This is a genomic window from Kitasatospora sp. NPDC004669, assembly GCF_040609455.1.
GTDB lineage: Bacteria > Actinomycetota > Actinomycetes > Streptomycetales > Streptomycetaceae > Kitasatospora.
In genome coordinates, this window is the sequence record NZ_JBEXKB010000003.1 from 156,792 (window position 1) to 179,024 (window position 22,233).

Sequence of the window (22,233 nt, forward strand, 5' to 3'; positions counted from 1 at the left end):
CGGCGGCCGCTTCGCGAAACGCGCGCCCATTGATCATTCGCTCGCTGCGCTCGCTCACTGACGCTCCTGGCTCAGGTCCCGTGCGGCGCGTACAGCGCCCGCTTGTCGATGTACCGCACCACGCCGTCCGGGACGAGGTACCAGACCGGCTCGCCCTTGGCGACCCGGTTGCGGCAGTCCGTGGAGGAGATGGCCAGCGCCGGGACCTCCACCAGGGAGACCCCGCCCACCGGAAGTCCGGCGTCCGACAGAGTGTGCCCCGGCCGGGTGCATCCGATGAAGTGGGCCAGCGAGAAGAGTTCGTCAGAGTCGCGCCAGGACAGGATCTGGGCGAGCGCGTCGGCGCCGGTGATGAAGAAGAGGTCGGCGTCCGGGTGCAGGGCGTGCAGGTCGCGCAGGGTGTCGACGGTGTACGTCGGGCCCTCGCGGTCGATGTCGATCCGGCTGACCGAGAACTGCGGGTTCTCGGCGGTGGCGATGACCGTCATCAGGTAGCGGTCCTCGGCCGGGGTGACCTGCCGGTCGCTCTTCTGCCAGGGCTGCCCGGTCGGGACGAAGATCACCTCGTCCAGGTGGAACGCGCTCGCCACCTCACTGGCGGCGACCAGGTGTCCGTGGTGGATCGGGTCGAAGGTGCCGCCCATCACGCCGAGGCGCTTCTTCACCGGTTCCGGTCCGCCGGGAATCCCGGCCTGCTCTCCCATGCCGCCACACCTTACGCGACGCCCATTACGGTGCGGGAACGCCCGTGTGGGGGTTGCCCGCAGATGCGTGAGGGAGCGGCCGGCCCGCTGGCCGGACGCTCCCCGAGCGGTCCGTGGACGCGGCTCAGCGGTCCCGGTTGAAGCGGGTGGTGATGAAGAGCAGCAGCAGCAGGATGAACAGCGCGGCGCCACCCGTCAGGGCCGGGTTCAGGCTGTCGTGGTTGCCCCCCTCGCCCTCGGCGAGCAGGTTCAGAACGGGGAGTGCGGCAGCAGTGCTCATGGTCGGCGGGACCTTCTCGGCTCGGTGAACGGACCTGGGGGTTGTTCCGGGCCGGTGAGGGCCCACCCGTCATCGTACGGGGGGTTACACGGCAACCGCTCGGCGGCCCACCGCCACTGACCGGGCGTGAGCGAGCGGGGCGGACGAACCGTCGAGAGGGGGCGTGTGAGCCCGTGGACGGGAGGCGGCGGTCTACTGGCCGCGGAAGGCGCGGGCCATGATCCAGACCAGCAGGCCGATCCCGACGAAGGACGCGATCACGATGATCCGCAGGAACAGGCCCGGGCCGGGACCGTCGGAGATGGGGGCGGCCAGGCTGACCAGCGTGTCGGTGGACATCTGAGGGGCTCCTCGAACTGCTCGGTACCGCGGCCGGATCCGGTCTCGGTTCTCCAGGGCATTCAGGGTAAACCCGCCTCACACCGGCACCGCCCACCGGCCCCCGTGACTCACCCGCTCGCCTCCGGGGCGCTCCGACCCGGTGCCGGCGGTCGGCACTCCGGCGCTCGTTCCTCGCCGGTCGTTTCTCCCTTTCGACACCGTCGCGCCCCTTCGGCTCGGGGCGGGACCGCGCGGCCGGGCCCGCGCGTACGCTAGCCGGGGGACGAGTACGCAACCACGGACGTTGCACAGACAGTCGTTGCAGGCGAAGACCAGCGGGGGGCCGGCCGTGCGCCGGGACCGCCGTCGACCAGGAGGTACTCAGACCATGACCGACACGTTCGAGAAGACCCCGAGCCGGCGCCGGCAGCGCTTCCCCGAGATCTCCACCCGGGCCTGGGAGCACCCCGCCGACCGCTCGGCCCTGGTCGCCCTGCGCAAGCTCTCCGGCTTCGACGACGTCCTGAAGAAGCTCGCCGGGCTGGTCTCCGAGCGCGCGATCCGGCTGATGTTCCTGGCCACCGCCGTGAAGACCTCCGAGCGTCAGTTCCCCGAGCTGTACGACATGGTGCGCGACGCCGCCTACGCGCTCGATCTGGAGCAGGTGCCGGACCTGTACGTGACCCAGGACCCGACGGTCAACGCGTACACCATCGGCATCGAGACCCCGATCATCGTGATCACCAGCGGCCTGGTCGAGCTGCTGGACGAGGAGGAGCTGCGTTCGGTCATCGGCCACGAGGTCGGCCACGCGATGTCCGGCCACGCCGTCTACCGGACGATGCTGATGATCCTCACCAACATCGCCACCCGGATCGCCTGGGTACCGCTCGGCAACCTGGCCATCATGGCCCTCGTCACCGCCCTCAAGGAGTGGTTCCGCAAGGCCGAGCTGTCCAGCGACCGGGCCGGCCTGCTGGCCGGGCAGGACCTCCAGGCGTCCATGCGGGCCCTGATGAAGCTGGCCGGCGGGCACAACCTGGCCGAGATGAACGTCGACGCCTTCCTGGAGCAGGCCGAGGAGTACGAGAAGGCCGGCGACCTGCGCGACGGCGTGCTCAAGCTGCTCCAGCTGCTGCCGCAGACCCACCCGTTCGCGGTGGTCCGGGTCGCCCAGCTGAAGAAGTGGGCGGAGAGCGACGAGTACCGCTCGATCCTGGCCGGCGCCTACCCGCGTCGCTCGGACGACCGGGACGCCTCGGTCGGCGAGCAGTGGAAGGCCGCCGCCGACCACTACACGACCTCGGTGAAGGAGAGCAAGGACCCGCTGATGGGCCTGCTGCGGGACGTGGCCGGCGGCGCCGCCACGGTCGGCGGCAAGCTGCGCGACACCTTCGCCGGCGGCAACCGCGGCTCCTCCTCGGACCGCGACGGCAGCTGAACCACCGGGTGGACCACGGCGGTCGGTGACCCGGGCGGGGTCACCGACCGCCGCGCCGTCACAGCCTCGACTCGTTCCGGGGGTGCTCAGCTCCCCGCCAGCACCCCGCACACCTGCCAGGCCGGCCGGGCGTGGTTGCCCGGGTCGACCGCCGTCGGCGGCGCCACCGCAGTGCCCTGGACGGTGGCCAGCACCGGCTGCAGGAAGCCCGCCATCGAGGCCGTGCACGGCGCCGGCCCGGCCTGCACCACCGAGTCCACCAGCCGCAGCTGCGCCGAGGCCAGGTCCACCCGGTCGAACTGGAAGGTCAGCTCGCGCCGCACCGTCTCCAGGGTGACCGGCGCTCCGGCGGGCGCCCCGGCCGGCTTCAGCGCGTAGACGAAGGTGTGGTCGGTGGTGATCTGCAGCGTGCCGCTGTCCGCCTCGTCGATCCGCATCGCGCCGACCACCTTCACGGTGTCGGAGGCCAACGCGACCTGCGCCGGGTCGAAGCGGACCACCCAGCCGGTCAGCGCGTGGTGCCGGTCGTCCACCGGCTGGGCGACGCTCGCGTCGAACCCGGCCTGCTCACCGGGTGTGACGAAGGCCCGTACGTCCGTCGTGGCGCCCTGGACCAGCGCCGCCGGGGCCAGCGAGGAGGCGACCAGGTAGCGCTGCACGGTGTCCAGCGCCTTGGTCACCTCGACCCGGCTGAAGTGCTCGGTGGCGGCCCCGGTCGGGGTGTTCAGCCCGATCGTCCCATCGCTGTACCCGGTCGGCAGCGCGGCGAACGGATTCGCCGGGTCGGCCACCGGGTGGACGGCCGAAGCCGGGCTCAACGCGACCAGGCTGACGGTCAGTTGGCTGCCCTCGGGCCGCGCCGGGATGCCCTTCGGCGAGTTCAGCCCGAAGTACACCGCCGCCCCGAAGGCCAGCAGGATGAGCAGCAGCAGGGCGAGCGCCTGGCGCGGGACGGTGCCCAGCGGCCCGAGCCGCACCCGTGCCCGGGTGGCCTTGCCGAAGGAGCCCGCGAGCCGCTCCCGGGCCGACAGCTCCTGGATCCGGGCAGCCCGCACGAACGATTCGTCGAACACGACGGACCGGAATTCGTCCTCGTTTCCGGAACCGCCCTCGGGCGTACCCTCAGGAGGCTCTCGCGGGTCACCCATGACACCAGGGTAGGCGTCCGCCCGCCCCGCTACGAGGGCCCCCGCGCAGATTGCCGGGAACGCTCCGTGACCACCCGCCCGGGGCGTACGCCCCCGGCCGTGACTAGCCCGCCGGGGCCGTGACCACCGGCGACGCCTCGACCGGTGCGGGCCTCGGGTCCACCCCCGCGCTGCTGCTGCCGGACTCCGGGCGCCGGGGCGCACCGGAGGAACCGCCCACGCCCTGGTAGATCGCCGCGACCGCCACCGCCACCAGGCTCACGCCCATGATCACGGCGAGCACCCAGGCCACCGGCCGGTGCCAGCGCTGCTGGGCCACGTACCGCCCGCGGGCGCGCACCGGGTCGTAGCGGCGCCACCGCCGCCGGGCCTGGCGGCCGGTCGCCCGGCCCGGGCCCGACCAGGGGTCGGGGTAGAGGTGGTCCTCGTCGAGTCCGCTCGGGTACGGGCGCAGCTCCAGCGGCAGCCCGTCCCCGACCGCGACCTCATAGCCCCAACCCGGTCCCGCGGTGTCCGGCTCGAACCGCGCCTCGGCCGCGGCGAGCCGCCGCTCCTTGGCCGTCGGCTCGTGCACGGCGGCGGACCGGACGAAGGCCTCATCGAAGACCACGGTGGCGAACTCGTCGTCCGCACCACCGTGGTCGGCGCCGTCGGGGTACGGCAAACCCCCCACATCCTCAGCCACGGATTCAGCGTATTACCGGCCGGGCGATTTGTCTGTGGCTCCCGGCAGTTGGTCCGTCACACGTGTGACGGACGCCCCTCACACCGCGTTCAGCGGGCGTCCGCCTCGCCACCCACGGTCTGCGTCGCCTCCCCGCGGACGTGCCCGTCACCAGTGACGATGTACTTGGTGCTGGTCAGCTCGGGCAGGCCCATCGGGCCGCGGGCGTGCAGCTTCTGGGTGGAGATGCCGATCTCCGCGCCGAAGCCGAACTCACCACCGTCGGTGAACCGGGTGGAGGCGTTGACGGCCACCGTGGTCGAGTCCACCAGCTGGGTGAACCGGCGGGCGGCGGCCTGCGAGGTGGTGACGATCGCCTCGGTGTGGCCGGAGGACCAGCGGCGGATGTGCTCCACGGCGGCGTCCAGCGACGGCACCACGGCCGCGGCCAGGTCGTACGAGAGGTACTCGGCGCCCCAGTCCTCGTCGGTGGCCGGCACCACGGTGGCGGCGCTGCCCTCGGCGGCCTTGAGCACCGCCTCGTCGCCGTGCACGGTCACCCCGGCCTCGGCCAGCGCGGCCAGCGCCAACGGCAGGAAGGCGTCCGCGACGTCCTGGTGCACCAGCAACGTCTCGGCCGCGTTGCAGACACTGACCCGCTGCGCCTTGGAGTTCAGCAGGATGCCGACGGCCATCGCCAGGTCGGTCCGGGCGTCCACGTACACGTGGCAGTTGCCGGTGCCGGTCTCGATCACCGGGACGGTCGAGCCCTCGACCACGGTACGGATCAGCGAGGCACCGCCGCGCGGGATCAGCACGTCGACGAGGCCCCGGGCGCGCATCAGCGCCTGCACGGAGTCCCGGCTCTCCCCCGGCACCAGCTGGATCACGTCGGCCGGCAGCCCGGCCGCGGCGACGGCGTCCCGCAGCACGGCCACCAGCGCCGTGTTGGAGCGGTAGGCCGAGGCGGAGCCGCGCAGCAGCACCGCGTTGCCGGACTTCAGGCAGAGCGCGGCGGCGTCCGCCGTGACGTTCGGCCGGGCCTCGTAGATGATGCCGACCACGCCCAGCGGCACCCGCACCTGGCGCACGTCCAGGCCGTTCGGCAGGGTGTAGCCCCGCACCACCTCACCGACCGGGTCGGGCAGGCCGACCACGTCGCGCACGTCGGAGGCGATCGCGGCGATCCGCTCCTCGGTCAGCGTCAGCCGGTCGATCACCGACTCCGCGGTGCCCGCCGCACGGGCCCGGGCCACGTCCTCGGCGTTGGCCGCGACGATCTCGGCGCTGCGGGCGACCAGCGCGTCCGCGATCGACAGCAGCGCGGCGTCCTTGGCGCTGCGCGGCAGCGGGGCGAGCGCGGCGGCGGCCTCCCGGGCTCGGCGCGCTACGGCGAGGACGGGGCTGTCGGCGGTGGCGAGGTCGCTGGTCATGCCGCCAAGGGTAGCGACAGCACCGACCCCGCCCGCCGCTGTTTCGCCATGCGAACAGGGCCGGTCAGTAGGGGTGCACGCCGCCCAGGTGCGGCGACGGATCGCCGAAGCCCTCCGCCACCCGCTTGTGGTACGTCGCCCGGTCGACCACCTCCAGGCCGACGATCTCCCAGGGCGGCAGGTTGGCGGTCACCTTGTGCTCGCCCCACAACCGCAGCGCGATCGCCGCCGCGTCGTGCAGGTCCCGGGCCTGCTCCCAGTACCGGATCTCGGCGTGGTCGGCCGCGTAGCGGGCGGTCAGGAAGAACGAGTGGTCGTGCGCCAGCCGCTCCAGCGAGGCGCGTAGCGAGGACAGCGGGGTGACCTGCCCGGCCACGCTCAGCACCACGTGCCACAGCCGCGCCTGCTCGGGCACGCCGGGCGGGTCCACCGCCTCGGCGCGCTGCGGCCGCGGCCTGCGCACCCCGCCGGGCCTCTGCGGCGGCGGACCGGCCGGCTCGGCGGGGCCGTCCCCGCGTCCGCCGTCGATACTGGTCAGCCGCCGGCCCGCCGTCCCTCCGGTCAGCGCTGCCTCGCGCCTGCGTTCCACCGGCGGCCTCCTGTTCGGCGATGTCGTGTCGTCCCCACCGGCCCCGTCGGCCCTCGGCCGACCGGTACGGCTGCGCCCCTCCTCGCCGCGGCCGGGCCGCTCCCGGTACGGAGCGGCCCGCCGGCCGCGCTCCGCCGATCGGCCGGCGCCGGCCGAACGGCCGGTCAGCCGCGCAGAACGACCAGGTCGTCGCGGTGGACGACCTCGCGCTCGTACGCGGCGCCGAACTGCTGGGCCAGGTCGCGGGTGGACCGGCCGAGCAGGCGGGGCAACTCCCTCGCATCAAAGTTGACCAGTCCGCGAGCCACGATGTGGCCGTTTTCGGCAAGAAGGTCCACCGGATCACCCGCGGCGAACTCCCCGTCGACCTTGGTGACCCCGGCCGGCAGCAGCGAGGCGCCACCGGAGACCACCGCCTCCACCGCGCCCGCGTCCAGGTGCAGGGCGCCGCGCGGGCTGCTCGCGTGGGCCAGCCAGAGCATCCGGTCGGAGGTGCGGCTGCCGGTGCGCAGGAAGAGCGTTCCGGTGGGCCGTCCGGCCAGCGCGTCGGCGGCTTGGCTGGCCGCCGTGAGCACCACGGGGATGCCCGCGCCGGTGGCGATCCGGGCCGCCTCGACCTTGGTGACCATGCCGCCGGTGCCCACGCCGGCCTTGCCCGCACTGCCGATCTCGATGCCGTCCAGGTCGTGCGGGCCGCGCACCTCGGCGATCCGGCTGGTGCCGGGCTTGGACGGGTCGCCGTCGTAGAGGCCGTCCACGTCGGAGAGCAGGACCAGCAGGTCGGCCCGGACCAGGTGGGCGACCAGGGCGGCCAGCCGGTCGTTGTCACCGAACTTGATTTCGGCGGTGGCGACGGTGTCGTTCTCGTTGACGATCGGCATCGCGCCCATCGCCAGCAGCTGGTCCAGCGTCCGGTAGGCGTTGCGGTAGTGAGCGCGCCGGCTGGCGTCCTCGGCGGTCAGCAGCACCTGGCCGACCCGGATGCCGTACCGGGCGAAGGAGGCGGTGTAGCGAGCGACCAGCAGCCCTTGGCCGACGCTGGCGGCGGCCTGCTGGCGGGCCAGGTCCTTGGGGCGCTTGTCCAGGCCGAGCGGGGCGAGGCCGGCGGCGATGGCGCCGGAGGAGACGAGGACGACCTCGGGTGCGTCCGGGCGGGCGCGCACCTTGGCGAGCGCGTCCACCAGGGCGTCGACCCGGTCGGCGTCCAGGCCGCCGGCCGCCGTGGTGAGTGAGGAGGAGCCGACCTTGACCACGATCCGTCGTGCGGTCAGCACCTCCTCCCGCAGTGAGTCCTCGCTCATCTCGCTGTACGCCCTTCCGGTGTGGTGCGGGTACGGCGGGCCGGGCCCGGCCGTCAACCCCGAAATCTACGCGATCCGCGCAGCTCCCCCGCGGGGTGTTTCACCGGCTGGACCCGGCCTGGTCACGGCCTCGCCACAGCCCGGCCGTCAATCCGGATGGCTGATATGGTCCCTGACCGAAAGCCAGATCGGGGGACGGCTTCTTGCCCGCTGGACCCACTCGTCTTCGACCTTCCTGTCATCGGGCGGCGCCGCACTGGGCATGCCGGCAACGGTTCGCGGCCGCGCGCCCAGGAGAAAAGCGCACCATGCGTTCGTACACCACGAAGCTCACCGTCGCCGCCCTGGCGGCGGCCACCGCCCTTTCGCTCGCGGCCTGCGGCCCCGACAACCCGGACCCGGCCGCCAACGGTGGCGCCACCGGCGCGGCCCCGGCCCAGACCAGCGGCGCCCCGGGTGCCGCCGCCGGCGGCGGTGCGGCCGGCGGTTCGACCGCCGCCCCGACGGGCGCGGCCACCGGCGGTGCCGCCGCGGGCGGTGCGGCCACCGGCGGTGCCGGTACGGCCGGTGCGGCCGGTGCGGCCGGCGGCGGCGCGGGCGGCGGGAAGCTCCCCCAGGCCGGCACCTCGGTGAAGTTCGGCCAGCCGGCCGCCGTCGACTTCACCGACAAGACGTCGAACGTCGCCGCCAAGCTGCAGTGGACCGTCACCGGGATCGAGCCGGGCTCGATCAAGGACTTCCAGGACGCCAAGGCCAGCACCGCCGGCCTGGACGGCCGCGCACTGTTCTACGTCAGCTGGACCATGACCAACCAGAGCGACACCAAGCTGAGCTTCACCGCTCCGGATTCCAAGCTCAAGGTCTACGACGCCAACGGCAACACCGCCTCGTTCGCCAACCCGGTGAGCTCGACCCCGATTGCCAAGTGCCCCCCCGCGCCGAACTTCTCGGGCGCCACCAAGGGCGTGGCGTTCAAGGGCTGCGACGTCGTCAGCTTCCCGGCCGGCTCCACCCCGGCCATGGTCGGCTACGGCGACTCGACGGACATCACCAAGGTCCAGGCCGCCTGGACGAAGTGACGTTTCGTCACCACTGAGCAAACGGACGGCCCCCGCCACCTTTCGAGGTGGCGGGGGCCGCTCGCGTCAACCGGCTCAGTAGTCCTCGTCGTCACCCTCGATGGCGGCCTGGCGGCCGCTGGAGAGCGCCTCGAAGGCGAGGAACTCGGCCTCGGCCGCGTCCCGGCCCTTCTGCTTCTCGCGGCGGCGGTCGACGGCCGGGCGCGGGCTCTCGAGGCGGTGGTCCTCACCGCGGCGGCCGAGCATCTCGGCGCCGGCGGCCATGGTCGGCTCCCAGTCGAAGACGACGGCGTTCTCGTCCGGGCCGATGATGACGGTGTCGCCCTCGTGCGCCCCGACCTTCCACAGCTGGTCCTCGACACCGAGGCGGGCCAGCCGGTCGGCGAGGTAGCCGACCGCCTCGTCGTTGGCGAAGTCGGTCTGGCGGACCCAGCGCTCCGGCTTGACGCCGCGGATGCGGTAGGCGCCGTCCTCCTCGGTGATGGTGAAGCCCGCGTCGTCGACGGCCTTGGGCCGCAGCACGATCCGGGTGGACTCCTCGGCCGGCTTGGCGGCGCGCGCCTCGGCGACGATCTTCGCCACCGCGAAGCTCAGCTCGCGCAGGCCCTTGCGGGAGGCCGCCGAGACCTCGAACACCTGGTAGCCGCGCTCCTCCAGGGAGGCGCGGGTCAGGTCCGCGATGTCCTGGCCGTCCGGCACGTCGACCTTGTTGAGCGCGACCAGGCGCGGGCGGTCGTCCAGGCCGCCGTACTCGGCGAGCTCGGCCTCGATGGTCTCCAGGTCGCTCAGCGGGTCGCGGCCGGGCTCCAGGGTGGCGCAGTCCAGCACGTGCACCAGCACCGAGCAGCGCTCGACGTGCCGCAGGAACTCCAGGCCGAGGCCGCGGCCCTGGCTGGCGCCCGGGATCAGGCCGGGCACGTCGGCGATGGTGTAGACGGTGTCGCCCGCGGTGACCACGCCGAGGTTGGGGATCAGGGTGGTGAACGGGTAGTCCGCGATCTTCGGCTTGGCGGCGGAGAGCACCGAGATCAGCGAGGACTTGCCGGCGCTCGGGTAGCCGACCAGGGCCACGTCGGCGACGGACTTGAGCTCCATGACGATGTCGCGGGCCTCGCCGGGCTCGCCGAGCAGCGCGAAGCCCGGGGCCTTGCGGCGGGCCGAGGCGAGCGCGGCGTTGCCGAGGCCGCCGCGGCCGCCCTGGGCGGCGACGAAGCTGGTGCCGTGCCCGACCAGGTCGGCCAGCACGTTGCCCTGGCGGTCCAGCACCACGGTGCCGTCCGGCACCAGCAGGACGAGGTCCTCACCGTCCGCGCCGGTGCGGTTCCCGCCCGCGCCGGGCTTGCCGTTGGTGGCCTTGCGCTTGGGCGAGTGGTGGTACTCGAGCAGCGTGGTGACCTGCGAGTCCACGGTGAGGATGACGCTGCCGCCCTCGCCGCCGTTGCCGCCGTCCGGCCCGCCGAGCGGCTTGAACTTCTCGCGGTGCACGGAGGCGCAGCCGTGGCCTCCGTTACCCGCGGCGACGTGAAGTTCGACGCGGTCCACGAAGGTGGTCATGGGTGTGCCTCCAGTACGGATGAGTCTGCTTGCTTCTACGTAAAGCGCGAAGGGTGGACCGGAACATTCCGGCCCACCCTTCAGTGTGAGTCTGGTGCGACTCGCGAGTCCGCTGGGACTCAGGCCTCGACGGCCACGATGTTGACGACCTTGCGGCCGCGACGGTTGCCGAACTGCACCGCACCGGCGGTCAGCGCGAACAGGGTGTCGTCGCCACCGCGGCCGACACCGGCACCCGGGTGGAAGTGGGTGCCGCGCTGGCGGACGAGGATCTCGCCGGCGGAGACGACCTGGCCGCCGAAGCGCTTCACGCCGAGGCGCTGGGCGTTCGAGTCACGGCCGTTACGGGTAGAGCTTGCGCCCTTCTTGTGTGCCATATCTCGCTATCCCCTTACTTGCTGACCGAGTCGATGCTGGTGATGCGCACCGCGGTGTGCTTCTGACGGTGACCCTGACGACGGCGGTAGCCGGTCTTGTTCTTGTAGCGCAGGATGACGATCTTGTCACCCTTGGTCTGGTCGACCACCTCGGCGTGAGCCTTCACGCCGGCCAGGACCCACGGGTCGGAGGTGACGGCGTCACCGTCGACGATCAGGATGGTCGAGAGCTCCACCGAGTCACCCGGCTTGGCCTCGATACGGTCGATCTCCAGCACGTCGCCGACGGCGACCTTGTGCTGGCGGCCGCCTGCGCGAACGATCGCGTACATGCGGTACCTACTTTCCTAACTCGGTCGGACCTCCCGACGCCAGCCGCCTGGGTACGGACACAGGGGCCTCCTCCCGTTCGCCCCGCGCGGACGCGGGGACCTCGGGAAGGTGATGTGCTCGGGAGCGTGGCGTAGACACGCCGATGGTCAAGAATACGGACCGGCCGCCCGAGGGGCAAACCGGCCCGTACGGCCCGGGGCGGGAGAGACTCCCGCCCCGGGCGTGGGCACTACTCGGCCGCCGTATCACCCTCGGCGGCCGCGGCCTTCTTGGCCGCCGCGCTCGTCCGCTTGGTCGCGGTCTTGCGGGCGGTGGTCTTCTTCGCCGCCGTGGTGGTCTTCTTGGCGGCGGTCTTCTTCGCGGCGGTCTTGCGGGCGGCCCGCTTCTTCGGCGCCGGGGCCTCCTCGGCGGGCGCCTCCTCCGCGGCCGGGGCCTCGGCGGGCTCGCCGGCCGGGGTCTCGACGACCACGGCCTCCGCCGCGACGACGGCCTCCTCGGCGGCCTCGGGCTCCGCCTCCGTGACGGCCTCCGTGACCGCCTCGGCAGCGGCCTCCGCTGCGGCCGGGGCGGCGGCGGCCAGGGCCGCCTCCAGCGCCGCGTCGGCCTTCGCCTGCAGCACCACGATCTCGGCGGCCTGCGGGGAACCGGCCGGAGCCGTCGCCTTGCGCACCGCGCGGCGGCGGGCACGGCCCGCCGGAGCGGCGGCCGGAGCCTCGACCTTCGGGGCCTCCTCGGCCTTCGGAGCCTCGACCACGGCGATCTCGGGTGCCGGGGCCTCGGCAGCCGGGAGCTCGACGCCCGGGACCTCCAGGGCCAGCTGGCCCTCGATCTCCTCGCGCACCGGCTCGGCGGCGGCCTCCACCAGGGCCTCGGCAGCCTCCACGACCGCCTCGGCCACCGCGGCCTCGACGGCCTGCGGCTCCTCGTGGCCGACCCCGCCCTTGCCCCGACGACGGCGCTTGCCGCCGCCCGAGGGCTCGCCCGCGGCCGCGGCCGGGGCGTGGACGTGGACGCTCGGCTGCTCCATGTGCACGATCACACCGCGGCCGTTGCAGTGCACGCAGGCCTCGGAGAAGGACTCCAGCAGGCCCTGGCCGACCCGCTTGCGGGTCATCTGGACCAGGCCCAGCGAGGTGACCTCGGCCACCTGGTGCTTGGTCCGGTCCCGGCCCAGGCACTCCAGCAGGCGGCGCAGCACCAGGTCGCGGTTGGACTCCAGGACCATGTCGATGAAGTCGATCACGATGATGCCGCCGAGGTCGCGCAGCCGCAGCTGGCGCACGATCTCCTCGGCCGCCTCGATGTTGTTCCGGGTGACCGTCTCCTCCAGGTTGCCGCCCTGGCCGACGAACTTCCCGGTGTTGACGTCGATGACGACCATCGCCTCGGTGCGGTCGATCACCAGCGAACCGCCGCTGGGCAGCCAGACCTTGCGGTCCAGCGCCTTCATCAGCTGCTCGTCGATCCGGTAGGTGGCGAACACGTCCACCTCGGAGGTCCACCGCTGGAGCCGCTCGGCGAGGTCCGGGGCCACGTTGGAGACGTACTCGTGGATGGTCGTCCACGCTTCGTCGCCGGAGACGATGACCTTGGTGAAGTCCTCGTTGAAGATGTCGCGGACGACCCGGACGGTCATGTCCGGCTCGCCGTACAGCAGCGCCGGGGCGTTGCCGGTCGCGGCCTTCTTCCGGATGTCCTCCCACTGCTGCTGGAGGCGCTGGACGTCGCGCGTCAGCTCGTCCTCGGAGGCGCCCTCGGCGGCGGTGCGCACGATGACGCCCGCGTCGTCCGGAACGATCTTCTTCAGGATCTGCTTCAGACGGGCGCGCTCGTTCTCGGGCAGCTTGCGCGAGATGCCGGTCATCGAGCCCTCGGGCACGTACACCAGGTAGCGGCCGGGCAGCGAGATCTGGCTGGTCAGGCGGGCGCCCTTGTGGCCGATCGGGTCCTTGGAGACCTGCACCAGCACCGACTGGCCGGACTTCAGCACCGACTCGATCCGGCGCGGGCCGCCGTGGCCGCCCAGCGCGCCGAAGTTGACCTCGCCGGCGTAGAGCACCGCGTTGCGGCCCTTGCCGATGTCGACGAAGGCGGCCTCCATCGACGGCAGCACGTTCTGGACCTTGCCCAGGTAGACGTTGCCGACGTACGAGGTGGCCTGCTCCTTGTTGACGTAGTGCTCGACCAGCACGCCGTCCTCGAGGACGCCGATCTGGGTCCGCTGGCCGTTCTGGCGCACCACCATGACGCGCTCGACCGACTCCCGGCGGGCCAGGAACTCGGCCTCGGTGATGATCGGCACCCGGCGGCGACCCAGCTCGCGGCCCTCGCGGCGGCGCTGCTTCTTCGCCTCCAGACGGGTCGAGCCCTTGATGGACTGCACCTCGTCCGGGTCGAAGGACGGCTCGGTGGAGCGGCGGCGCGGCTCGCGCACCTTCACCACCGTGCGGACGCCGTCCTCGGTGGTCTCGGCGGTCTCGACGGCGCCGGCCTCACCGCTGCGGCGGCGACGGCGACGACGGCGACGGGACGAGGACAGGCCGGCGGCCAGCTCGTCGTCCTCGTCACCCTCCTCCTCGGCGAGGGCTTCGGCCGCCTCCTCGGCGGCGGCCTCCTCGGTCTCGACGGCCTCGGCGGCCTCGAACTCCTCGGCCTCGCCACGACGACGACGGCGGCCGCCCCGACGGCGACGGCGGGACGGACGACCGTCTTCCTCCCACTCACCCTCGGTCTCCGGACCGGCCGCGGGGGCCTCCACGGCGGGCTCCTCGACGGCCGGAGCCTGGACCGGCGCCTGGACCGGCGCCTCGACGACCGGCTTGCGGCGGCCCGGCTCCACCCGGGTGCGGACCCGACGACGGCGGCCGACGCCGCTGTACTCGTATTCCTCCTCCTCGGTGCGCTCGGCGACGGCCGGAGCCTCGACCGGCGCCGGGGCGGCGGCGGGCTGCTGCGGCGCGGTCGGCGCGACGTAGGGGGCCGGCTCCTGGAAGACCGGGGCCTGGAAGACCGCGGTGGCCGGGCGGACCGCACGGCGGCGCACCCGGTGGTGCGGCTCGGCCTCAGCGACCGGCTCGGCGGCAGCGGGGGCCACGGCGGCGGCCTCGACGGCCTCCTCCTCGGCGGGCTCCTCCTCGACGGCGGGCTCCTCGGCCACCGGCACCTCGACCGGGGCCTCGACCACCGGCGCGGCCTCGACCACGCGACGGCGACGGGCGCGGCGGGCCGGAGCGGCGGGGGCCTCCTCGGCCACCGGCTCGGCGGCGGGGACGGGCTCCTCGGCGGGGGCTTCGACGGCCGGCGCCTCGGCGGCGGGCGCACCGGCCGGGGCCTCGGCACGCTTGCGGGTCCGGCGGGCCCGAGCGGGCTTCTCCGCCTTCTCGTCCTTCTTCTCGGCCTTGACGGCCTTCGCGGCGGCGGGCTCCTCCACGGGAGCCCCGGCGACCGGAGCCGCAGCGGCGTCCGGCGCGGTGACCACGATCGCGGCCGCCTCCGGCGCACCGGCCGGGGCCTCGGCACGCTTGCGGGTCCGGCGGGCCCGGACCGGCTTCTCGGCCCCCGGGACCGGCTCGGCCGCCGGAGCCGGGGCGGCGGGCGTCTCGTGCGCCTCAGCCGGCAGGACCGTCTCGGCCGCCTCGACGGCCGCACCCTGCGGGGTGCCCGCCGGGCGGGACACCGCCCGGCGACGACGGCGCGGCGGCGCGGCGGACGCGCCGTCGCCGCCGGTCGCGGCGGTTTCGTTCTTCTCCGTGGCCGCAGTCTGCTGCGGATCGGTGTTATCGAGCATGCGGGTGGATCTCCCGTCAGGCCCCCGGGCTCCGCATCCGGGCACGGCGCGGCACCAGTGGGCGGCCGGCATCGCGACGATGCTCGGGCCGGACCCTTTGACGGTGCCGCCGCGCGGACGCGAGGCCGCACAGGGGCTCGTAGTCTCGCTCGGCGCCCCACGCTCGGCGGGGTGTCGAAAGTCTTCTGGTCTGACCAGTCTTCTGAGGTTTTCCCAAGCTGAGCCGTCCCCCAACCCCGGGTGGCTCCCGGACGGGGCCCCGGGCCCACCGACCGTCCTGGTCGGCGAGCCCCGAGTGGCCGGCCTGTGCTGCGACGACGCTCGCTCCCCTGGGGAGCCGCGGGAACCCTGGAGGACCGTCGGGCCCAGTGAGGCACTGGACCCGGCCTCCGCCCACTAGGCGGACGCGGTAGCGCGCGGCCCGGCGGCCGTTTCTCAGCCGGCCGGGGCCGCGGCGCGGTCGAGCGCCAGCGGGTCGGTCACCGTGCCGGACTCCTCGTCGAGCGGCCCCTGCGCCAGCCTGGTCACCTCTGCGGGGACCGGCGGCGCCAGGTCGGCCGTCGCACGGAGACCGGACAATACGTCGTCGGGTCGTACGGCGGGTGTGGCGTGTCGTACTACCAGGCGCAGTATCGCACAGGGACGGCCGGTCCGAACATCGCGGTCGGTTCCGGGGGCCGTGTCCGTACCGCCGTCGACCTGCGGCTCGACGAGTCCGAGCGCGGCCACCGCACCGCGCGCGTCAAAGACCCGCACGCCGTTCTTGGTCCGGCGCTCGACCTCGACGCGCTCCTCGGCGAGGAACTTCCCGACCGCCTGGGCGGCCTCGTCCGGCTCGACGCCGTCGAGGCGGACCAGCCACTCGGAGGCCTCCAGGCGCTCCACGAAGTTCGGCGTCCGGACCTCGACCGCGTCGATCACGTCCAGGCCCGTCGGCAGCGACTCGTCCAGCTGCGCCCGCAGCTGCTCGGGGTCCCGGAGGGCTGCCAGACCGATCTCCAGGTACTCCGCCTCGCTCGCCACCCCGGTCGGGGCGGCGTTGGCGTAGGACACTTTCGGGTGCGGGGTGAAGCCGGCCGAGTAAGCCATCGGAACGGCGGACCGGCGCAGGGCGCGCTCGAAGGCGCGCTGGAAGTCGCGGTGGCTGGTGAAGCGGAGCCGGCCGCGCTTGGTGTAGCGGAGACGAATCCGCTGCACCGTCGGCGCGGGCGGCGGACCGTCGGGCGTACGGCGTGCCAGGGTCACTCAGTCCTTTAGTCAATTGTCCCCGTCCGGCGCGGCGCAAACCCGCCGCTGCCCGGACTCTGTCACCTCAAAGGGTACGCGCCCCGCCGTACCCCTCGCTCCGCCCCTGGTCAGCAGCGCCCCTCGGACACCTGTCGGCCCCCGCCCGGAACGCTCCGAACGGGGGCCGAGGGGTGTCCGACGCCTACTTGTTGACGACCGTCAGCGGCAGCATCTTCTTGCCGGTGGGGCCGATTTGGATGTTGGTGTCCATCTGCGGCCGCATGGACATGGATCCAAAACACTCGCTAACGTCCCTGACATGGGACGAGGTGCGAAGCGCGCCGTACCGGCGCAGCAGCGACAGCAGCAGTACGACGTGGACGCCGAGTGGTCGCCGGCGGACCTGAAACTCCTGAAGGAACTGAAGCGGGCGGAAGCCCAACTGCCCGAGGACGCTCCCCGGGCTCTCCTCTCCATCCGGCTCAGCGTCCTCACCGACGAGACCACGTCTCCGGTCCGCCAGGAACTGGACCTGCGCCTACTGGCTCGTGAACTGGGAGTACGGGTGGTCGGGGTGGCGAGCGACCTCAACGTGAGCGCCACGAAGGTCCCGCCGTGGAAGCGCAAGCAGCTCGGGGACTGGCTGAACAACCGGGCACCCGAGTTCGACGTCCTGCTGTTCTGGAAGCTGGACCGCTTCGTACGCCGTCTCTCGGACCTCAGCACCATGATCGACTGGTGCCTCAAGTACGGGAAGAACCTGGTCTCGAAGAACGACGCCATCGACCTGACCACCGTGGTCGGCAAGGTCATGATCACCCTGATCGGCGGGATCGCAGAGATCGAGGCGGCGAACACCTCCACCCGGGTCACCAGCCTGTGGGACTACGCCAAGACCCAGGAGGAGTGGCTGGTCGGCAAGCCCGCCTACGGCTACCGGACGGTCGTGGACGAGACCGGCCGGACGGTGCTGGCCATCGACGAGACCGCGTACAAGGTGCTGCACTGGAGCAGGCGCCGGGCGGCGAAGATCTCCGCGTCCCGCCAGGTGCGGATCATCAAGCGCGCAGGCGTCCCGGGCTCCGAGGGGCTGACCACCTCCACCCACCTCCGGCGGCTCCGGAATCCCGCCCTCATGGGGTACCGGGTGGAAGAGGACAAGAGCGGCGTCGGCCGCAGGTCGAAGCTGCTCCTGGGCAAGGACGGCAAGCCGATCAGGGTCGCGGAGGCGCTCTTCACGGAGGACCAGTTCGCACAGCTCGGCAAGGACCTGGACAGGTGGGGGAAGAACCAGCCCGCCCGTCAGGAGGGTGGCGCCACCAAGTTCCTCGGGGTCTTCGTGTGCGACGACTGCAGCACCAACATCACGGTGCAGGTCACCACGACCAAGGGCGTCCAGTACAAGTACATGCGGTGCAGCGGCTGCAAGGGCGGCGGCGCCGGCGTCAACGATCCGGACGGCGTCTACGGCGCTCTCGTACGGGACGTGCTCAAGGTGCTCGGCGACGAGCCGGTCATGGTCCGGGAGTACGCCAAGGGGGCCGAGGCCTTGAAGCGGAAGAAGCAGTTGGAGGAGTCCGTCTCCTACTACATGAAGGGCTTGGAGCCCGGCGGACGCTTCGGCCGCACCGCCTTCACCCGTGAGCAGGCCGAGGAGACGCTGAACCAGCTCATCGACGAGTTGGCGGCCATCGACCCCGAGTCCACCCAGGACCGGTGGGTCAACGCCGCCAACGGCAAGACCTTCCGGGAGCACTGGGAGGCCGGAGGCATAGAGGCCATGGCGGCCGACCTGGTCCGCGTGGGCGTGACCTGCAAGGTGACCCGTACGAAGGTCTCCGGGCAGCGGCAGCCCACGGTGCACCTCAAACTCGTGATCCCCAAGGACTACCGCGATCGGCTGGTCATCAAGGAGGACGACTTCGCGAGCAAGGTCTGACGGCGACAGCCCCCGTCTTCGCGGCGGGGGCTGTTCTTCATCAGTGCTTGGCCGGGTCGTACGGCTCCTCGTGCCCCTCATCGTCCACGATGACGATCTCGCTCTCGATGATCGGAGCACGGGGTGGCTTCCGTCGTAACGGAGCCGGTACCGCCTCGCACGAACCCGCCGCGGCTCTGCCTCCCGCTCGCTTGGCCGTCATGGTCTCTCGCCCGCCTGCTCCGCGCGGACGATCTCCCGATTGGTCGCAAGGTCATCGGCGATGCCAGCAGCGATGAGCGCTTCGGCCGAAGTGTGCCCGGTTCCGGCGAAGCGCCAGGCACCTTCGACCACGGTCTCGTCGTCCCAGCCGACGTACAGGCCGCGGGCGTGCTCGGCACGGGCGGCTCTGAGCTGCCCATATGTAGTGGAGTAATCCCGCGTCTTGGTCAGGCAGTGACCCCGGTACCCGAGCATGTGGGCCCAGGCCCGAAGGCGCAGGCGTTGAAGTTCGGGCAAGCCACCGAGATGCCAGGCGGTGGTGATGAGCGCTCGAACGTGCTGGCTGACACGCAGGGCCTGTATCTCCGCCAGAGACTCGATGCGGCGGTCGACGGCGCCCGCGGCCTCGACACTCTTGCTCGTGTACTTGGCGACATAGGCGGCGACCGCGTCGTCCGAGATGTGCCCGCCGCCCCCATTAATAAGGGTGTGCACGTCCAGCTGAGGACCGAAGCTGAGTCGTCCGCCGCTGTAAGCCGTCGAGTCAGGTCCCGGGAGCGCCACGGCGGCGGCCGCTGTACGGACGGCCTCCAAGAGGAGGTCCCCCGTCACCCCGGGCGCGGGCGGAGCCGAGGGACCATCCGGTCCGTCGAGTCTGACGACGGCGTGGAAGTGGACGGCGCCGCGCTTCTGGTACTCGGCGACCTTGGCCGCGGAGACCCGAACCAGCTTGCGCACCTCCGACCGTCGGACAGCCAGCCGGGCCGCGAGGTGGTGGTACAGGTTGTCGCGGAAGGCCTTCCACAGGGCCGGGGCCATGGCGTTCCACAGGATGTGACCGGGGTAGTCGTAGCAGTCCGCGCAGAGCGGCTGCCCGACGAGCGGGTCAGCGTCCAAATGGGCTCGGCCGCAGCCGTGCTGGCCGCCGTGTTCGCAGCGTCGGCGCCGAGCCGGGTGGCAGTCGCCTGCCCGGTGGACCGGCCCGAACGAGGGCGCGGTCAGGGTGACGAACAGCCTCGGGTGCGTCCGTACCGTCTCCGGTACACCCTTGCCGCCAACCAGACCGGAGCGGACCAGGTGGAAGGTGTCGCCGCTGTGCTCCCGGGAGCAGGGCGCGCAGCGGGAGGCCCGGCGGTTCCGGCAGCGGACGGCGAGCCGGCCACCGGGTTCGGTGGCGGTCGAGTAGTGGCGCAGGACCTCACCGGTGTCGGGGTCAACCGTGACGGTGTGCCCGGCGAGGTAGACCGGTTCGGCGCAGCCACCGGTGGCGCGGATCTGCTCCAGCCAGCGATTCAGGTCCGGCATCTCGCCGAGGCGGACGAAATCACGTTCTGTCGGAGGCAGTTGGCGAAGCCGCGCCTCCCGGCCGAGAAAGGCGCGGCGTGCGGTGGGGTCGGTGTACGGGTTGGTGCTGGCGGTCATGGTGGGTGTCTCCAAGGCCAGGGTTCGCCGGGCCCCGGCCGGGCCAGACAGGCGGTGGCGCGGCCGGGGGTGGCGGAGGGGCGGGCGGGCTGGGTGGTTGGTCGGGTTGGCACGGTGATCACGCCTCTCAGGTGGTGTGGGTGAGGCCTTGGACGAGCCAGGTCACGGCGTAGACGACGGGGTCGGCCCAGCCAATGCGGTCGAGGTAGATCCCGAGGACGCCGACGAGGAGGACGTGCCAGACCCGGAGTTCGCCGGAGCGGACCAGGAGGTAGGTGACGAGGGCCAGGACGGCGGTCAGGACGAGAACGCCGCCCATCAGACGTAGACCCCGTCGGTCGGCTCGCCGTCCGCCGCATGGAGGCCGGGCCAGGACGGAGCCAGCCGTGTGTACTTCCTCGCCGCTCGACGAGCCTGCTCGGGGGTGACGTGGACGGACCGGGCGCGGATCCACCGGCCGTCAGCGCCAACCGTGATGGCAACGCCCTGCTCAGCGGCGGTGATCTGCTGCGCGGCAGCCAGGGCATCCTTGTCGAGATCGCCGAGCGCCATCTCTGCCGTCCCGGCATCGTTCACCCGGTGGCAGACCCGGCCGGCCAACTGGGCGCGCAAGGCAGTCACCCCGGGGCCGAGGTCCGAACCGACCCGCTGCCCGGCGACCACCAGGTGGACGCCCAGAGCGGCACCGAGCTGGGCGAGCCGGAGCAGGTTGGTGGAGACCTCCCCCACCTCCGCCTTGTCGTCCCTGGTCGCCACCAGGTACAGCTCCGCGACCTCGTCCACGATGACGACGACGGGCATCTTGCGGAGCTTCGGCGGCAGGTCCCAGACGGAACGGGCCCCGACCGAACGGCACAGCTGCATCCGGGCCTCGGTCTCCGCGACCAGCTCGGCGAGCAGGTGGGCGGCTTCCGCCCGGGTCGCCGCCAGAGCCGACAGCCGGTCCTCGAACAGGGACAGCTCCATGCCACCCTTGAGGTCGATGCCGAACAAGGCAACGCGCTGCGGGGCGAGTTCCTTCACCAGGGCGGCGATGAGGGTGGACTTCCCGGAGCGGGTCGCACCGACGATCAGCCAGTGCGGCGCCCGCCGCAGGTCGATCGTCCAGGCCCGGCCGTCCTCCAACAGCCCGACCACCGCCCGCAACAGCCGCTCCTTCAAGCGGTACGGCACCACGGGCGTGATCAGCGGGTCCCAGGCGAGCGCCGAGAGGGTGACGAACCCCCGCTCGTCCGCGACCAGCCGGACAGCATGCACCCGCCAGGCGTGGGTGAGTGCGTCGAGGGCTTCCGCGAAGTGCTCAGGCACCTGTCCGGGGTGAAGCCGCACCCTCACGTCCACGCCGCCACGCCGGTACTTCACCACGCCCAGCCGCGGCGGAGTCGGCCGCAGCGGATCCCCGCGAACCATCAGGTCCCCGACTCGGGCCCGCCCAGGACGCCTGGCTACGGCGAGACCGAGGTTCGTGGTCAGACGCCGCCACGTCACCCGGACCCGGATCACGGTCGCCGGGTAGCCGAACAGGTACCACCAGACATAGGGGTAGCTGCGCCGCAGCCCGGGGCCGGTGCTGAGCGCGATCAGCACCGTCGCCAGCATCACCACCCACAGCAACTGGAGGACGATCACGGTCGTCCCCCGTTCTCCATCGCCGCGTTGTGGGCCACGGTCTCCAGGTCGCGAGCCTGACCAGCAGCCTTGGTAGCGATGCCGGCGATGTGGTCGAAGAGCTGAGCCCCCTCGTCGTCCCGCCCGAACGGGTCGACCTCTTCGGCCAGGTCGCCGAGTTCACGCAGCAGGCCGCGCAGGCGCACCCGCGTCGCGCTGCTCATCAGACGTCGCCGCCCTTGCGCGAGACTGCCGGGGCGGTGACCGGAACCGGGGTGATGGCGTCGGCCCTGAAGGACAGGCCGTGCCGGTCCCCCATCGCCCACGAGAAGGCGGTCAGGCCAGTGACGTGCACTCGCACGCCCTCGATCACGCCGACCGGTTCGCCGGACACGCTGATCTCGATGATCGAGGCCCGCCGACCGTCCTGCCGGACCGCGACGCCGACCGTGTAGACGGTCTGGCCCTCCCGGTCCTTCCTGATCTCGCCGGTCTCGCGGTTCGCGATCCGCGCTTCGGGGGCGACGATGCAGGTCATCGTGCCGAGCCGGGTTCCGTCCACGGGAATGGACTGCATGAGCACACACTCCTCTGACACCAGAGGCCGCATGACGTCAGTCGTCAAACGTACTTACCTTTGGCGCCTTGATGATGCTCCTCCTTGACGCCCCGACGCAAGCGATTCATGCTTACGTTTAACGGCTAGCGACTGATGACAGACCTAGAGATGCCGCCCGACCAGGGCAAACGACCACACACGAACCCTCGAAAACGACACGGCACACGCGAAGCGGACCCGTCCCCCGGCGTCCGCACCAAGGGGTC

The 22,233-nt window shown here is 72.4% G+C and carries 21 protein-coding genes; 3 read left to right on the forward strand and 18 right to left on the reverse strand.

Annotated features, from left to right (window positions below):
- Positions 1 to 71: 71 nt before the first annotated feature.
- The 3 genes from nadD to ABZW30_RS04320 form a co-directional block, all read right to left on the reverse strand.
- A complete protein-coding gene (nadD, locus tag ABZW30_RS04310) occupies positions 72 to 704 on the reverse strand; it encodes a nicotinate-nucleotide adenylyltransferase (RefSeq protein WP_355669509.1) in 633 nt (210 codons plus the stop codon).
- A gap of 124 nt (positions 705 to 828) precedes the next feature.
- Entirely contained in the window at positions 829 to 984 is a 156-nt protein-coding gene (locus ABZW30_RS04315; protein ID WP_355669510.1) for a hypothetical protein, read from the reverse strand.
- Between the two features lie 192 nt (positions 985 to 1,176).
- The gene (locus ABZW30_RS04320) at positions 1,177 to 1,323 is read right to left on the reverse strand and encodes a hypothetical protein (protein WP_355669511.1); all 147 of its coding nucleotides are present in this window, start codon (positions 1,321 to 1,323) and stop codon (positions 1,177 to 1,179) included.
- Positions 1,324 to 1,693: 370 nt separating this feature from the next.
- Here ABZW30_RS04320 and ABZW30_RS04325 point away from each other — a divergent pair, with 370 nt between their 5' ends.
- Positions 1,694 to 2,746 carry a M48 family metallopeptidase gene (locus tag ABZW30_RS04325; RefSeq protein WP_355669512.1) on the forward strand — a complete coding sequence of 351 codons (1,053 nt, stop codon included), beginning with the start codon at positions 1,694 to 1,696 and terminating at the stop codon, positions 2,744 to 2,746.
- Positions 2,747 to 2,832: 86 nt separating this feature from the next.
- Here the strand turns inward: ABZW30_RS04325 and ABZW30_RS04330 are convergent, their stop codons facing one another.
- The 5 genes from ABZW30_RS04330 to proB all read right to left on the reverse strand — a co-directional run bounded on the left by ABZW30_RS04330 (position 2,833) and on the right by proB (position 7,881).
- Positions 2,833 to 3,894 (reverse strand): hypothetical protein, encoded by a 1,062-nt coding sequence (locus ABZW30_RS04330; RefSeq protein ID WP_355669513.1) that lies wholly within the window; start codon positions 3,892 to 3,894, stop codon positions 2,833 to 2,835.
- A 103-nt stretch (positions 3,895 to 3,997) separates the two neighbouring features.
- On the reverse strand, positions 3,998 to 4,579 hold the full coding sequence (locus ABZW30_RS04335; RefSeq protein ID WP_355669514.1) for a hypothetical protein: 582 nt from the start codon (positions 4,577 to 4,579) through the stop codon (positions 3,998 to 4,000).
- Positions 4,580 to 4,668: 89 nt separating this feature from the next.
- A complete protein-coding gene (locus tag ABZW30_RS04340) occupies positions 4,669 to 5,991 on the reverse strand; it encodes a glutamate-5-semialdehyde dehydrogenase (protein ID WP_355669515.1) in 1,323 nt (440 codons plus the stop codon).
- A gap of 64 nt (positions 5,992 to 6,055) precedes the next feature.
- A complete protein-coding gene (locus ABZW30_RS04345; protein WP_355669516.1) occupies positions 6,056 to 6,580 on the reverse strand; it encodes a hypothetical protein in 525 nt (174 codons plus the stop codon).
- 164 nt (positions 6,581 to 6,744) lie between these two features.
- Positions 6,745 to 7,881, reverse strand: coding sequence for a glutamate 5-kinase (gene proB / locus ABZW30_RS04350; protein WP_355669592.1), 1,137 nt, complete (start codon positions 7,879 to 7,881; stop codon positions 6,745 to 6,747).
- Between the two features lie 308 nt (positions 7,882 to 8,189).
- Here proB and ABZW30_RS04355 point away from each other — a divergent pair, with 308 nt between their 5' ends.
- Positions 8,190 to 8,960: a hypothetical protein gene (locus ABZW30_RS04355; protein ID WP_355669517.1), complete on the forward strand. Its 771-nt coding sequence runs from the start codon at positions 8,190 to 8,192 to the stop codon at positions 8,958 to 8,960.
- A 75-nt stretch (positions 8,961 to 9,035) separates the two neighbouring features.
- On the opposite strand, the gene obgE is transcribed toward ABZW30_RS04355, so the two are convergent.
- From obgE to ABZW30_RS04380, 5 genes are all read right to left on the reverse strand, one after another.
- Entirely contained in the window at positions 9,036 to 10,514 is a 1,479-nt protein-coding gene (gene obgE, locus ABZW30_RS04360; protein WP_355669518.1) for a GTPase ObgE, read from the reverse strand.
- 119 nt (positions 10,515 to 10,633) lie between these two features.
- A complete protein-coding gene (rpmA, locus tag ABZW30_RS04365) occupies positions 10,634 to 10,891 on the reverse strand; it encodes a 50S ribosomal protein L27 (protein WP_030058248.1) in 258 nt (85 codons plus the stop codon).
- A gap of 14 nt (positions 10,892 to 10,905) precedes the next feature.
- Complete coding sequence (rplU, locus tag ABZW30_RS04370) at positions 10,906 to 11,223, reverse strand: 50S ribosomal protein L21 (protein WP_355669519.1); 318 nt, start codon at positions 11,221 to 11,223, stop codon at positions 10,906 to 10,908.
- A 230-nt stretch (positions 11,224 to 11,453) separates the two neighbouring features.
- The gene (locus tag ABZW30_RS04375; protein WP_355669520.1) at positions 11,454 to 15,011 is read right to left on the reverse strand and encodes an Rne/Rng family ribonuclease; all 3,558 of its coding nucleotides are present in this window, start codon (positions 15,009 to 15,011) and stop codon (positions 11,454 to 11,456) included.
- Positions 15,012 to 15,446: 435 nt separating this feature from the next.
- Positions 15,447 to 16,256 carry a TIGR03936 family radical SAM-associated protein gene (locus ABZW30_RS04380; RefSeq protein WP_355669521.1) on the reverse strand — a complete coding sequence of 270 codons (810 nt, stop codon included), beginning with the start codon at positions 16,254 to 16,256 and terminating at the stop codon, positions 15,447 to 15,449.
- A 301-nt stretch (positions 16,257 to 16,557) separates the two neighbouring features.
- Between ABZW30_RS04380 and ABZW30_RS04385 the strand changes: the two genes are divergently transcribed.
- On the forward strand, positions 16,558 to 18,177 hold the full coding sequence (locus ABZW30_RS04385; RefSeq protein ID WP_355669522.1) for a recombinase family protein: 1,620 nt from the start codon (positions 16,558 to 16,560) through the stop codon (positions 18,175 to 18,177).
- 198 nt (positions 18,178 to 18,375) lie between these two features.
- Here ABZW30_RS04385 and ABZW30_RS04390 read toward each other — a convergent pair whose 3' ends face one another.
- From ABZW30_RS04390 to ABZW30_RS04410, 5 genes are all read right to left on the reverse strand, one after another.
- A complete protein-coding gene (locus tag ABZW30_RS04390) occupies positions 18,376 to 19,800 on the reverse strand; it encodes a replication initiator (protein WP_355669523.1) in 1,425 nt (474 codons plus the stop codon).
- 127 nt (positions 19,801 to 19,927) lie between these two features.
- Positions 19,928 to 20,119: a hypothetical protein gene (locus ABZW30_RS04395; RefSeq protein ID WP_355669524.1), complete on the reverse strand. Its 192-nt coding sequence runs from the start codon at positions 20,117 to 20,119 to the stop codon at positions 19,928 to 19,930.
- Positions 20,119 to 21,429: an FtsK/SpoIIIE domain-containing protein gene (locus tag ABZW30_RS04400; RefSeq protein ID WP_355669525.1), complete on the reverse strand. Its 1,311-nt coding sequence runs from the start codon at positions 21,427 to 21,429 to the stop codon at positions 20,119 to 20,121. The genes ABZW30_RS04395 and ABZW30_RS04400 overlap by 1 nt, the downstream gene beginning before the upstream one ends.
- A complete protein-coding gene (locus ABZW30_RS04405; protein ID WP_355669526.1) occupies positions 21,426 to 21,632 on the reverse strand; it encodes a hypothetical protein in 207 nt (68 codons plus the stop codon). Before ABZW30_RS04405 ends, ABZW30_RS04400 begins: the two co-directional genes overlap by 4 nt.
- Positions 21,632 to 21,985: a hypothetical protein gene (locus tag ABZW30_RS04410; RefSeq protein ID WP_355669527.1), complete on the reverse strand. Its 354-nt coding sequence runs from the start codon at positions 21,983 to 21,985 to the stop codon at positions 21,632 to 21,634. Before ABZW30_RS04410 ends, ABZW30_RS04405 begins: the two co-directional genes overlap by 1 nt.
- Positions 21,986 to 22,233: the final 248 nt, after the last annotated feature.